The sequence below is a fragment of the Patescibacteria group bacterium genome (assembly GCA_018830295.1).
Classification (GTDB): domain Bacteria; phylum Patescibacteriota; class Minisyncoccia; order Portnoybacterales; family UBA2143; genus JAHJSM01.
On record JAHJSM010000002.1, the window covers coordinates 153,063 to 167,081 of the forward strand.

Sequence of the window (14,019 nt, forward strand, 5' to 3'; positions counted from 1 at the left end):
CTGTTTAGGCGATTTTTTTTATAGTTCTTCAAGCGCGTTAAGTAAAGAGGACACCCCTCGCCGCGAGGGGTGTCCTCTTATTTCTCATTTTTTCCCAAAAAGTTTCCTGTCGCCTCCCCTCCCCGTCATTGCGGGCTTGCCGCGCCCGCCTCTGGAGGGACCCGCAATCCAGACCCTCTTTCTCTCCCTCTTTTTTCAGAATACGGAGCAAAAATTGTTATTGACAGTATAGCGCTTTATGAGTTATACTTTTTAAAAAATAAATCATATTATAACAAGTAAAGTTCTTTAAAAGGAGGTGGTAATTATGACAAAGAAAAAATATCCTTGTCCAAGATGTGGGAAAGAGGTTTCTATAAGCGAAAGTAAGGTGTCACCGATTGGATTTCTTCCTGATTTGCCCTCGTTGGCGAGCGCAAATATAATTTTTGGGACAGCTTCCAAGGAAGAGAAAAAGCGGCATGACGAAAAATTGGAAAGATATTATGGAGAAAACTGCTGGTGCAAGAAGTGCCATAATATAATTAGGAAAAAATATCTAAAGAATCCCCAAATGTTTTGACATTTTTATTAACCGCAAACAAAAGGAGGCAAAAAGTGGGAGATAACAAACCTTTCGTACCGCTAAAAAATGGCTTTGGGATCCAACCTATGGGACCATCCCCATTAGGCGATGGCGACATGCACGATACTTTCAAAAGCGACAGCGACGGCAACATTTCTGAAGGACATACCACTGTCCGAATCCCCGGTGGAAAAAAGATTCATATGCCATGGAACCCGAAATAATTCCTAAACAAGGAGTCCAACAGGACAAGGAGCTCAAAAACAACGAACTCCTTTTTCTATACCAAAAAACCGCCCTCTTGGCGATTTTTTAACATGATAAAAAAGGTTAGACCTTTCGAGTAGAGACATTTCTTAAGGTCTCGCTCAGAAGGTCTGACCTTTTTTCACCCCCTGTATTTCTCCCCAAACCCCCTCTAAATCTTTTACTCCCCCTTATCCTCCCTAAACCTATTCCTAAGATATTCCTTTTCTAATTTCAAAGATTTTATCTTAATCTCTTTTTATTTCTTTTGGGATTGACAAAGATAAAATAAAAAGCCACAATAAAGAAAGTATGAGATATGTTCTTTAACCGTTGAATAATACCGAAGATAAAAAAGGAGGTCCCTGATGATATCTAATCTTAGAAGCCCTATATATGTTCAAATAGAAATAACTTCTAATTGCAACAACAAATGCCTGCACTGCTACAACTTTTGGCGTTATGACCAAACAAATGAAAGGAAAGAATTGTCTATCTCTGAATGGAAAAAGGTGGCTAAAATTTTGGGAGAAAATGATATTTTCTACGCTACTATCACTGGAGGCGAACCATTTGTCGCAAAAGAAAAAACATATAATCTTATGAATTTCTTGCGCGAACAAAACATCCGTATAATGATAAATTCCAATGCTACCTTAATTAATCAAAACGAAGCGGAAAAACTATCAACATATCCAATAGAAATATTTCTCGTATCCCTAATTTCGTCTAACCCGCGGCAACACAATGAAATTGCTAATTCAAATCTCGCTTTTCAAAAAACTGTTCAAGGCATTAAAAATCTGCAAAAGGCAAAGATCAATTTAGCAATCAATATGGTTGCGAGTAAAATTAATTACCAAAATGTCTACACAACAGGCAAATGGGTTTATGAAAATTTAGGTATTAAAAATTTCAGCGCCACGCCAATTTGCCCATCAGTCCAGGAGCATCAAGTTCTTGAATTAAACGAAAAAGAAACAATAGACACGCTTGGTCAACTCCTCCAATTAAAGAAAGATTTCGGGCTTAATGTGGATATTTTGGAAGTTTTTCCAACCTGCCTTTTTGAAAATCTTGAAAATGAAATTGTAGAAACATTCTCAAAAAGAATGTGTACTGCCGGAAATACTACAATAACCATCGGATCCGAAGGCAATATCAGAGCGTGTTCATACGACCAAAAATCTTATGGCAATATATTAAACGAAAGCTTCAATAACATCTGGAAAAGAATGGAAATTTGGCGGAATAATTCTTTGCTGCCGCCCGAATGCAATGAGTGTATTATAGCAGATAGTTGCGGAGGAGGATGCCGAGTAAACGCCAAAGTAAAACAAGACGGATATTGCGAACTTAGCAATTTCTATAAAGGCGCGCTGAAGGAAAAACAGGAAAAATTCTTCAAAGAAACATCCGAGATTCAACTGAACAAAAAGTTATCACTATCTAAAAATATTCTCTTTAGAGAAGAAAAAGAAAACAAATTCGTATTGGTGGCAAATTCCATGCATTTTGTTATAGTAAATGATAAAGGGTTGGAAGTAGTAAAACATTTAAATACCTTAAGTTCTTTTACACCCTCTGAAATAATTAGCGCGCTGAATTTAGACGTAGAGAAAGACAGGAAGTTTTTCGCAGAACTTTTTCAAAAAGGATTCTTGTTAGAACCCGCAACCAAGCCGAAAGGAGGTGGCAAAGATGGTTAACAAGTTGCTCGCGGAAAAAAAAGGGGCTGACGCAAACACTGGCAGTAATGAAATCCAGATGTTTAATTCCGCGCTTCAGCCCACGGAAAGCGGTTCAGATAGCAATTACACCAATTGTTATTGCTACGGACCCGCCTATCCCCCCTGCAAATAAAAGCAGGAACAAAAAAGGGGTCAAAAATTATTTGATCCCTTTTTCTATTTCACGCTTGATAATTTCTTTAAAAGATTCCTTGGAAAATCTTTTTACCAAACCCTTGCTTTCCTCCGCCAAATTTTCTGGAATAACCAAGGGAATTTTGGTTTTTAATTTTAACAACGGATAATTAACCATTACTTCAGACAACCGCCATAAGAAATCTTTATTCTTTTGTATAAAACTTTGAGGATAAGATTCTGAAACAAATTCCCAATACATCAAATGGCTCAATTCGTGAAAAACCACATATAGAGGGTCTCCGTATTCAAGCAAGGGATTGATATAGATATTAGGCGCGCCAATATCATAATCGCCGCCCCACAAGCAAGAGAATAAAAGATAAATATTATATTCTTTATATTTCCACTTTATTTCTGTCGCTTCCTCCATCTGCCGAAAAAAAGCATCTTCAATTTTCCGCCACTTTTTTTCTAATTCATTCCCCTTTTCATCGATTAAACGAACAATCTCGTCTTTGTTTGATTTAATATGCTCTTTAACTTTATCGCGCAAGCCGGAAAAACTTTCGTCCGAACAATTTGGGATATTATGATTCACAATGTAAAGAAAGCGGTCTTTGCCTATCACCTTCCTTGCCCCGCTATAGTTATTATCAACAAACCAAAACTCCTTTTCAAAGGATTTGATAAATTTTAATTTTACATTATTTTTAATCGTCATAATCATACACCCATTATACCAAAAAATCGCCAAAAAGGCGATTCTTAAATTTGATTTTTATATCACAAAACAATATCCTCAAGCCCGTCTTTGATTAATTTAACAAGTTTACGAATTTGCTTCTCGTTTTTTACAGTTTTAGGAAAATCTTTCAATCGCTTAATAATCTCTGTTGACGATAACAATTTGGCCCAACCTTCCATTCCGAAAGCGATCCAACCACCCGACGGGTTAATCTCTACTAATCCTATTAACTTTGGTCTTGGACCAGTTGAATGTAAATATTCCAACCCGATTGACTTGCTTCTATACCTAATCCTGACATTATTATTCCCCTGCGATATTTTATAAAATTCATCTTTAGCCAACATCAAAGCGTTATAAACTTCCTCCGGATAATTATTTGCCAATTCCGTAAAATCATCATCCGTGATTTTAACCGTTTTAATACTTGTCTTAAAATCTTCGCATTTCTTTAAAAACTCCTTTCGCGCTTCTTTTATATTCTTATTCTTAGACAATAACGCCATAACGGCCTTATTCAATTCTCCAGCGCCGCTCGATAAACTATCCTTGCTGACTAATAAATATAATTTAGATAAAATATTTTTGCCGTTTTTGCCCAACAAATCATTCAAATTAAATTCCATTATCGGCTCAACTTCATTCAGATTATCTAAATTCCCCAAAGAAGAATACAAAGCCGTATGCTGTCCTGATGTGATTATTATAAAGGGCGTTTTAATCTTAAAAGTATACTCCAAGCATTGGTTTAGATGTCTTTTGATTTGTTCTTCCCACGCTTTAGTTTCCACGATCAAGATTGGTTTGAATTTCTCATCAATGACCACTATATCAGCGCTAAGCCGCTCAAAATCTAAATGCCGAACAATGTCATATCCCAAAAATTGAAGCAAGGGCAATACTATCTTAATCTTTACATTCTCCTCCGACCCCCTCCTCCCGGCAACAATATCCCTACTCGGCTCAATTGATTTTATGATTTTAAGAAATTCAGATTTTTTCATTTTTTGTATTATACCAAAAAACCACCCTCTTGGCGATTCCTCCCCTAAGGGGACAGTCCCCGCGGCAGGGACTGTCCCCGTCATAGTAAATCCCCTCCAAATCTTTTACTCCCCCTTATCCTCCCTAAACCTATTCCTAAGATATTCCTTTTCTAATTTCAAAGATTTGATTTTAATCTCAAATAACTCTTTTTCCTTCTTAATCTCATCATCTATTAAACTCAATCTACCCATAGTTTCTAAAAACTCATCCTGCTTCATAGGCCTTATCCCCCTCGGTCTCATTCTCTTAACCCTCTTTTGAACTTCTTTTTTATTTGTTTTTTTATTTTTTGTCATGGTTTTGTTTATTAATCAATTTCTTTAATTCTTCAAATTGCTTATCCCCTTTTATGGTCTTCTGTCAAAAAAATATTTAATCATAACAAACACCAGGATTTCTTTCTGCCGGCGTTTTCCAATCTATCCCATATTTATCTTTTAAGATTCGTTTTTGTTCATCCCAAAACAGATGACAATATCCTAATGTCTTTCGCGTGAAAATAAGATTTCTTTCTGCTTCTTTAGCCGCCTTTTTAATAATAATTTTTATTTCTGGGTCATTTTCTTGAGGGTTATAACTCTGTAAAATTTCCATATAAAAATGCTCTGCCCATTCTTTGGCTGTTTTAAAATCAGACGCCCTTACGCTGTTTTTATAAACATCGTTATTGTATTTTAATTTATAATTTATTTTGACCCATTTATCCGCATTCACGCTCATATCTGTAATTTCCACGCCCTCAACTCGCTTTAGGCATTCCTTATCCATCCTGCCAAGATTTTCTTTCAGGACAATATCAAACTCTCTGTAAATTTCTTCTTTAGCAAAAGGCCATTCAGCGCTAAAAATCCCCGATTGTCCATCCTCGGCAATTTCCCGCTCGCCCGCCTTAAAAAAGTTTTTAATAAATTTTACAAATTTCATAATTACTCATCAAAAATTAAACTTTTAATATATTTATCCCAACCGCCGCCTCCGTATAGATTTTAGCGCCTTTCCTCCTTTTTCTTAACTAAGGCATAAAGTCGCGAAACCATTTCCTGATTCTTTCGCTCCTAGACGGAATTATTTTCTCAATAGACGCGAAATTTTCTTTTTCGTAAATGTCAAAAACCTTAAAAGCAATTTTTTTTAAATAGTTCTTAAAATATTCTCTGTCATTCTCGCATTTCATTTTGTTAATAAGATTTGATAAATATTCTTTCTCCTTGCCATGCTCTGAATCACACTCCATAGAATCAAATGTTTGAAAAATAAGGGATTGAATATGATCGCTCATTGAGCCCACATACCAAGCGCCCGGAAAATATCTCCCAAATTGCATTTTATGCACTTTCATTGACCCTGCAAGCATATCTATAAAATTAAGATGTTCGCTAATGTCTTCTTTAATCTCTATACCACACTTAGGACATTTTATCCCTTTTTTATAGGGAACAAAGATAGCCCCGCATTGAGAACACTTAAAATTAGGTTTTTTAATATGGAGAGTCATGTTTTATAAAATACCTTCTGGCGGCATATGTTTTAAATTATTTCAATCTTTTTACTATCCCCTCAAATTGCTCATCCCATTTTACGGTCGCGTGGGGACTTCTACCCAAATAAGAAGGATGATAAAATGAAATATCACGAAGCGAAGAATAATATATTTTAGACAATTCAACATTTAATTCCTTAAGATTTTTTCTGAAAAGCGTTTCAACATTACCACCCATTAAAACAACAATCTGTGGATTATAACATTCTATTTCTTCTTTTAAACATTTTCTAAAATTGTCGTTAGAATACCATTCTTCTTTAAATTTTTTAGGTTTAACCTTTGCTTTCCCTTCTCTTTTGACCATATCGGTTACATAAACTTTTCCCAAATTATGTTTCTTCAAAAAACACTGAAAACCAACATCAATAAATGTTGCGTTGTAATTCCCTAAATATCTCAAATGTTTTGATTGTGGTTTTAAAAAATAATCTGACGGCTTTTGCCCAATAAACATTATCTTATATTTCTCCTTCTCTTCCGGTGGAATAAAATTTCCCGCCAGCCAATTGCCGCCATTTTTTTTGTTATATCTATCAAAAATCTCTTGTAATTTTTTGTCTAACATAAATTTTATCCCCAAATCCCCTACCCCACAAACCAACAACCTTCTATGCATCCCTCTATCGGAAATATTATTTCTTCATCCAATTCTTCCAAAAACTTATCAAAACTTTCTCCCGACAATAGGAACGAACCCCAAAATAGAATCAAAACCGAGCAAAACACAACCAACAAAGACAAGGCGGCTATTCTTCTAATCGCTCCCAATGTTTGTTTGATTTTTTCTTTCATATTCTTTTCTAATTTCTTTTTCAAATTCATCTTTATCTTCATAATCAAGATTTACTTTAAGTTCAAATATTTTATACACAAACAAAATAATCCCAATTATCCCAGATAAATCTATTAAAAAATTTAAACTTATATTGTCCGTATAATGGAAGTTTCCGATCAGATTTAAGCGAGAAAAAGTAAATAAACCAAAAATAATTCCCCAAACCACAAATAAACTTTCAATAAATTTTTTAAAGTCTTTCATATTCAAATTTCTTTTAAATCTTTTATTTATTCTACCAAAAAGGTTCCTCTCTTAGGGACAGTCCCTGCCATAGTTTTGTTTTTTAATTAATAAACTGTCACTTTTTGGGTGCATTGATTATCATAATAATATTCATAATCCAAACCGCTAAAAAAATACCCGGGATAATAAGTCGCCTTAACACACCAAGACACCACTTTTTGAGTACAACTACTATCCCAATAATTATCATAACCATCCCAATATCTGTCCGAATAATATGTGGAAAATCTGCACACTTTTGCCGTTTGAGAACATTGAGAATCATAATAATATTCACCCCCGCTAATAAAATATCCCGAAGGGCTTGTAGATTTAGAACATCCCCTTACCATCAATTGAGAACAACTACTATCCCAATAAAAATCTGTTCCTGGGGGTTTAACATAGTATTGTTGAAAAGATAAACAGTAAATCTGATTATTGCATTGACTATCCGTATAAAAATTGACACCATCAGAATAGGCAGAAAAATCAGAAGAATATTCGCAAGGTTTTTCATATTGGGGATAAACATCAATAGTTTTGCCAGAAGGAATTCTTATTATAGTTGCGCGAGTATTGCGATAACTGTCAGGAATTTCGCCTCCAACAAAATCTTTGTTCGTGGTTTCAATATAATAATAACATCTACCATCAACTTCATAATATGTCCCCGAAACATCACAATTCATATAGACACCCACCGCCATATGCCCTGGCAACAAAATAAGAACAGAACCATATCCCATTGCGTCAATAATAGAAGCTGTTAAATAACTGGTATCTTCGCAATCTCCATTTTTTTCAAAAAATGTCTCAATGGGATATTTAGGATATTCATCATAACCGGTAAAAATATCTTTTACATACGGCAAGTTTTGCACAAAAGATACGGCCAACCAAACCTCACTGATATTGCTCTTATCATTAGCGCCTTTTGAAATTTTCTCACTTATCTTTTTGATAAAGGGATCATCACTGGTAATATATTCTAAACTTTCAGGAGAGCTTCTTGGCTTTGCTTTATAATAATCATACCAATCTTCTTGAATTGACTCTATCCAATTCCAATCATAACCACCATAGTTCCAAGTGAATGTTTGAGGCATATTCCGCCCTCCGCCCGCAGGATGGGTGTCTTTATTGTCAACTATCCCATCACCATCAGAATCCGAATTTAAATCAGAGGTTCCTAATTTTAACTCTTCTCTGTATGTTAAACTGTCGCCATCTATGTCGGCATTCATTCTTTCTTCTTCAGCTTCGTTTTCTGATAATTCTTGTTCTTTTAATTTTCTCTCAAACTCTTCCTGTTTTGCTTTTACTTCGGCTCGACTCCTTTTAATTGCTTCCTGCCGAGTTTTTTCTTCTGCCTCATCTTTTGCTACTTCAGCTTCTCTTTTTGCCACTTCTGCTTCATCTCTTTTAGTAGTTTCTTCTTGAGCCACTTTATTCGCTCTCCCTTCTTTAATCTTACTTAAATCGGCTTCTTGGCTCAATTCTTCCATCTTAAAATTCTTCTCCCAAGAAATTTTATAAATTAAATTAGAAATATTATTGAAAACGGGCTTATCGGATAAATAACCAGCGAATTCTTTGCCAAGAGCGTAATCATAGAAAATAAAATTTAAAGCAACAACCCCGACAATAGACCAAATAACTATTTCTTTGGGAATATTCTTTTTAAATAATAAAAAAGACGCAGTTAAACTGCGCTTCCAATTAAACACTATCCCCTCTAAAACTTTTTTCTGTTTTTCGAGATATTTTTTCATGATAATTGATATCAACTCTATTTTACATTTGGCTATTCTTGCTCTAAAAAATAAAGCCCGCTTTGAAAGCGGGCAAAAAAATATTTTCAATTTTACCAACCATATAAGCTTTTTCTATTGTTCCAAGTATATCCGTCCGAATAAGTCTTAAAATGACCCTGAACATATGTCCCCGTGCTTGGTTTATAGTAACTACTTTGCCATTTTAGCCCGCTGTTGTATGAAGGGTAACTTCTTGTAGAGTAAGAATTGCTATAAGAGGGAGTATAACTGTTATAACTTGAGTATGAAGGCGAACTCCGATAATAACTGCTGACATATGTCCCGTTGCTCTTATAATATCCGCTAACCCACCCGGCATGAGCAGGTGTAGAAAATAAAAATCCCAAGATCATAAAAAAGGCTACCGCTAACGCAAATGATAATAATTTTTTCATAAAGTTATAATTTACTTTTTACAATTTAATGCTAACAAAAACAATAATCTTTGTCAAAGCGAAAAAGATTCCTGACGGCTTTTTTCCAAGGGAACAGTCCCCCGTCCGCGGGGGCTGCCCCCGTCATCTCTTTCTTTGAAATATTATTTTAGTTTAAAAAAAATTCCCGACATCTTCAATTAAATTTAGTTTGTTGATTATTTAATTCCCAAAAGAAAATAAAGAAGATAATTATATCCCGAATGGATAGCGATAGCCGTTAGAAGTCCTAAAACAGGTTTCTTTTTGTTAATGAAATAACAAAGAATTATAGCCGCTATTACATGGATTAGTATTGGATAAACCGAAACAGAAATTCCTTTGTTGATATATCGGACAATGGCTTCTAACACTCCCCAGCCAAGACCAAAGAAAAAACTATAAGAAACTTTTATTTTCCAAATTAAAATTGAAAAATATCTGCCTAATTCTTCATAGAGAGGAGAAAAAATGACAGGAAGCGCCAAAATAAAAAAATTATTTTCTATGCTGTTAAGTTTAATTGTAATTAAAACAAGAATTAAAAACAACAATCCGAAGCCGATTATGCCCGCAAAAAAAGTGACTAAAATATTAATTAGGCGGATCATTGTGTCGCAGTGGTTTTTTACTGGCAAGCGGACAAACAAAAAAGGGCACCCGCTTACCGACAGCCCTTTCGGAACTGTCTACTGCCTTTCGGCAGCAACCACTGCGACATGATGATAAGACGGATGCCCGTCTTTATATCGCAGTGGATTTTTTACCATACCTTATAGACCAAACTATAAGGGTTAGGCAATCAAATTGTTATTTGTAGATTAGCATAAATCAGAAATTTTTGGAAGCATGCGAAAAGATTAAATTAATTTGAAAAAGGTCATCAGGAACTTTTTTATCGTTAAAGCGGAAATTATCCAATAAGTTTCTGAATGTCTTCTTGGCTAAACTCTTTTTTGTAATCAATTAATTTGGGATGACTAATGCTTCGCAATTCCGCGTCGTAGGTTGCCATGATGCTCCTTGCTCTTTTTTGGTAAACCATCCAGTTCCTCTGCGAGGCAAATTCATCAAACTTATTTAAGCCATCAAATCCATCGCCAAATTTGGCGAAGGCTATAAAAAAATCGAGATTTTCTGTAAAATCATATTTATCAATCCTGTCTTTTATCCAATTTGAAAAATCCCTGCCAACGCCGAGCCATTGATACAATTCTCTGGCGTTAACAAATTTTTTTTCTCGCCATTAAAATCTTTTTGAATTACTTTGATATTTATAAGGTCGTTCATTGTTTTGAATTATTTTTTTACATTATATCAAAAAACCGCCCAAAAGGCGATTTTTATATTTCCTAAAAAAGGTCAGGCCTTTCGAGTAGAGACATTTCTTAAGGTCTCGCTCAGAAGGTCTGACCTTTTTTCACCCCCTGTATTTCTCCCCAAACCCCCTCTAAATCTTTTATTCCCCCTTATCCTCCCTAAACCTATTCTTAAGATATTCCTTCTCTAATGCGCGCGCCCGAAGCCTGGCTTCGGGAGTGGGCTTCGAGAGTAAAAATATTTTGCATTTTATAATTTTATTTTCAAATCCCCTCCAAATCTTTTATTTATTTCCTAAAAAGGCTCCTGACGACTTTCTCTGATATTTCTCCACAAAAATAAGGACAGAAGTTTATTTTCTGTCCTTAAATGATTGAATTTGTTCAAATCGTAATATCAGTCACATCGCCGTAAAGCAATAACAAATCTTTTGGATTGAATTTCATCCCAGTAAATTCATCGCCACCTGCTCCTATAACATAAGGTTTTTCCATTAAATTAGCATCAATCACAACCTTGCACTTGTCAAAAAACGCGTATGGCGGAAGTCCTCCAATTTTAAAACCCGTTAGTTTTTCCACTTCTTCTGGTTTCGCGAAAGAAATTTTTGAGACATCAAAATATTTCTTTATCTTTTTAGTATCAATTTTTTTATCACCGCTAATTATTGCTGCCAAAAATTGATTTCCAGATTTTAATAAAATACTTTTAATTATAGAGGATGACTTTTCGGAAAGCGCCAAAGCGGCATTTTCGGTTTGAGCGCCGCTTTTTTTATGTCTTAATATTTTACATTTAGATTTGAATTTTTCTATATTGTTCATAATACGCCCCTGTCGCGTTAATTTACTTCTGATTATACCAACAAGTCGGATCGCTGTTAAGATAATCGCCTGTGTGATGCAATGCTGTCCCTCTACAACCATAGCATATTTGGCTATGTTTGCATATTTTACATTGCCCTTTTATCATATCCCGAATATTTCGTACATTCTGGAAAATAGATGAACCCTTGATAATTTCAGCAATCTTTTCTCTCGAAATTATTCGCACTTGAACTTTTTGTTCTCCTAAAATTACAGATTTTACTAAACGGTGAAGACCATCAAGAATCAACCATCTTCCTTTATTCTTCATAATATCAATAGGATGAGATAAATCAGCTTTCATTGTTCTTTTGTATTCTATTTTATATTTTTCAGGATGATTAATTACATCTTTTGGCTTTAATATATACCAAATATTATTCTCATTCCAAAATGGAATATCAAAATGCCATTCCAACTCTTTAATATCCATTCGAGCAATAGGCACATCAAGCGCCCAAACCCTTCTTTCATCCCAATCAAAATCAAAACCAACTTCTTCTATAATTTTTGGTATTTTTTCCATATCTCCAATCCCCCTCCAAATCTTTTATTTATTTTCTTAAAAGATTCCTGACTATTTATATTATTATTTACAAGATTAAAAGATAATATAGCATATTATATTATTATTTATAACTCCCCCTCAAACGCCTTTTTCGGAACCGATTTTTTCAATTTTTTTTTATTCCCCCTTATCCTCCTTAAACCTATTCTTAAGATATTCCTTCTCTAATTTCAAAGATTTTATTTCTATTTTTTATATATTTTTGGCTTTATTCAATATATTACCGATCATCCAATACTTAAAACAACCAATATTCAAATAATCATATTTTTCCGAATTAAATAAATCAGAATAACCATTCTTTTTTATATATTTACCAAAATCATCAAATGTTTTTTTATCATCATTAGATAAATTATCTCTTATAATATAATAATGTGGCACTTGCGGCATTGTTTTTGCAAATGTCCAAGCGCATCGATCTATAAAGTTTTCAATATATCTGATATATTCTTTAACTGATTTTGCCACCGTCTTTTCGTTTATGTTCCTTTCTTTACAATATGACATTTTAAACCAATCTAATAATTTTTTATTACCGCGACTTGAATTACAACTTCCACAACAAATAACTACAGTAGAAGAATTATTCCAAGGAGGTAAATAGTTTAAATGTTCTATTGTTGCCCAATCCTTTCGACAACTATCATTACTGGGTTTAACCATTCTTTTATGACAATAAACACAAGTTTTGTCTCTTGATTTAATTTTATCTAATTCTGCATCTGGTATTCCGTATTTATTTTTCATAAATTATTTAAAATTCCTTTCAAATCTTTTTTTATCCCCAAGGGGACAGTCCCTGCGGCGGGGACTGTCCCCGTCATAGTTCTGGTCGGCTTTCGGATAGCCGAATGGGTTTTTATTTATTCCCTAAAAAGATTCTTGATACCTTTCCTTTCGTCCTTGCCGATTAAGAACATTGACTATTTCTAGTATTTTACCAAACTGCTCTTCTTCATCCGAGTAGCAATAATTTAAAGAATATTCTGGTCTAATAAAATTATATTCAAGAACTTCTTTGTCGTTTAATCTTTTTCTCCTTAGATTTTTACCAGAAATAGGATAAACTGCTTCAATTAATACTTCGGGTGTTATTGGAAAATAATGTTTTCTCTCTAAAAAACTTACTCCATAAAAACTCTTTTTTTCTGGAAACCACTCAATTACTGGAGTGTCAGAAGTTATGAACCTGTATTTTCCTGTAACGATGTAAACTCGCCAATTTTTGGCATAAATTAAATTAGCAAATCCCTCAACATCTTCAAAAAAATGTAGATGTTGAGCATTATTAAAGGTTAAACTATATTTTCCATCAATTATCATTTTTCTCATCTTCTTAATCTCTTTATCGCTTAAATTAATATTTTGTTTTTTAGCTAATTCTTTTGCCTTTTTAATGTAAATATCCTTATGCCCAGCATTTAAACCGTATAATTTCTTGGTCATATCTTCACTCATTCTATTCATTTGCTGTCTAAAATAATCGGTACGAATCCACATAATACTCATTAAATAAGAGATATCATAACGTATATTATTACTAATATACTTATTGTCTTTTACTTGTTTACAAAAATAAGCAATAGCATTTACTGCTTTGTCTTCAATGTTTTGCAAATAATCCTCTACTGCCTGACTCACATCATCTTGCTCTCCTGTTTTAACTCCATAAAAAAATTTCTCATAACAAACGCCACTATATGCTCTTTTTCTGCCTATCTTTTTATTTCTAATATCTAAAACAGACAATTTGCCATTATTGTCTGCAAACTGTTTTAAATAAAAACGAGGAACATAGTGCTGTTTTTTTGTAATCTGTTGTCTGTCTGGCATATACGACTTATTATGATTTTAATTTTTTATTTGTGTGTAAAAAGGCACCAAAGACAGATTAATTTTTTGTAATCCTCTTTTATTTTTAAAAAAGTTCCTGACGGCTTTTTACCTATTATATATGT

General features: G+C 33.9%; 17 protein-coding genes. 2 read left to right on the forward strand and 15 right to left on the reverse strand.

All coding sequences use genetic code 11. The features are described 5' to 3' along the window. Positions 1-307 precede the first annotated feature (307 nt). A complete protein-coding gene (locus tag KKF19_03475) occupies positions 308-562 on the forward strand; it encodes a hypothetical protein (GenBank protein ID MBU2579984.1) in 255 nt (84 codons plus the stop codon). 617 nt (positions 563-1,179) lie between these two features. After that, entirely contained in the window at positions 1,180-2,520 is a 1,341-nt protein-coding gene (locus KKF19_03480) for a radical SAM protein (protein ID MBU2579985.1), read from the forward strand. Between the two features lie 181 nt (positions 2,521-2,701). On the opposite strand, the gene KKF19_03485 is transcribed toward KKF19_03480, so the two are convergent. From KKF19_03485 to KKF19_03555, 15 genes are all read right to left on the reverse strand, one after another. Further along, a complete protein-coding gene (locus KKF19_03485) occupies positions 2,702-3,400 on the reverse strand; it encodes a hypothetical protein (protein ID MBU2579986.1) in 699 nt (232 codons plus the stop codon). A 62-nt stretch (positions 3,401-3,462) separates the two neighbouring features. Next, positions 3,463-4,428, reverse strand: coding sequence for a type I restriction enzyme HsdR N-terminal domain-containing protein (locus KKF19_03490; GenBank protein MBU2579987.1), 966 nt, complete (start codon positions 4,426-4,428; stop codon positions 3,463-3,465). A 105-nt stretch (positions 4,429-4,533) separates the two neighbouring features. Then, a complete protein-coding gene (locus KKF19_03495) occupies positions 4,534-4,767 on the reverse strand; it encodes a hypothetical protein (GenBank protein ID MBU2579988.1) in 234 nt (77 codons plus the stop codon). Positions 4,768-4,843: 76 nt separating this feature from the next. After that, entirely contained in the window at positions 4,844-5,395 is a 552-nt protein-coding gene (locus KKF19_03500; protein ID MBU2579989.1) for a hypothetical protein, read from the reverse strand. Positions 5,396-5,483: 88 nt separating this feature from the next. Then, positions 5,484-5,966 carry a hypothetical protein gene (locus KKF19_03505; protein ID MBU2579990.1) on the reverse strand — a complete coding sequence of 161 codons (483 nt, stop codon included), beginning with the start codon at positions 5,964-5,966 and terminating at the stop codon, positions 5,484-5,486. 37 nt (positions 5,967-6,003) lie between these two features. Next, the gene (locus tag KKF19_03510) at positions 6,004-6,579 is read right to left on the reverse strand and encodes a uracil-DNA glycosylase family protein (protein ID MBU2579991.1); all 576 of its coding nucleotides are present in this window, start codon (positions 6,577-6,579) and stop codon (positions 6,004-6,006) included. 20 nt (positions 6,580-6,599) lie between these two features. After that, positions 6,600-6,806 carry a hypothetical protein gene (locus KKF19_03515; GenBank protein MBU2579992.1) on the reverse strand — a complete coding sequence of 69 codons (207 nt, stop codon included), beginning with the start codon at positions 6,804-6,806 and terminating at the stop codon, positions 6,600-6,602. Beyond that, positions 6,769-7,053, reverse strand: coding sequence for a hypothetical protein (locus tag KKF19_03520; GenBank protein ID MBU2579993.1), 285 nt, complete (start codon positions 7,051-7,053; stop codon positions 6,769-6,771). The genes KKF19_03515 and KKF19_03520 overlap by 38 nt, the downstream gene beginning before the upstream one ends. Positions 7,054-7,139: 86 nt before the next feature. Further along, positions 7,140-8,849: a hypothetical protein gene (locus KKF19_03525; GenBank protein ID MBU2579994.1), complete on the reverse strand. Its 1,710-nt coding sequence runs from the start codon at positions 8,847-8,849 to the stop codon at positions 7,140-7,142. Between the two features lie 634 nt (positions 8,850-9,483). Further along, positions 9,484-9,915 carry a hypothetical protein gene (locus tag KKF19_03530; protein ID MBU2579995.1) on the reverse strand — a complete coding sequence of 144 codons (432 nt, stop codon included), beginning with the start codon at positions 9,913-9,915 and terminating at the stop codon, positions 9,484-9,486. A gap of 302 nt (positions 9,916-10,217) precedes the next feature. Further along, positions 10,218-10,517, reverse strand: a complete 300-nt coding sequence (locus KKF19_03535; GenBank protein ID MBU2579996.1) for an antA/AntB antirepressor family protein — start codon at positions 10,515-10,517, stop codon at positions 10,218-10,220. A gap of 490 nt (positions 10,518-11,007) precedes the next feature. Next, positions 11,008-11,448, reverse strand: coding sequence for a YbaK/EbsC family protein (locus KKF19_03540; GenBank protein ID MBU2579997.1), 441 nt, complete (start codon positions 11,446-11,448; stop codon positions 11,008-11,010). 22 nt (positions 11,449-11,470) lie between these two features. Next, positions 11,471-12,016, reverse strand: a complete 546-nt coding sequence (locus KKF19_03545) for a ParB N-terminal domain-containing protein (protein ID MBU2579998.1) — start codon at positions 12,014-12,016, stop codon at positions 11,471-11,473. A 234-nt stretch (positions 12,017-12,250) separates the two neighbouring features. After that, positions 12,251-12,808, reverse strand: coding sequence for a hypothetical protein (locus KKF19_03550; protein ID MBU2579999.1), 558 nt, complete (start codon positions 12,806-12,808; stop codon positions 12,251-12,253). 123 nt (positions 12,809-12,931) lie between these two features. After that, positions 12,932-13,894, reverse strand: a complete 963-nt coding sequence (locus KKF19_03555; protein ID MBU2580000.1) for a DUF4238 domain-containing protein — start codon at positions 13,892-13,894, stop codon at positions 12,932-12,934. Positions 13,895-14,019 lie beyond the last annotated feature (125 nt).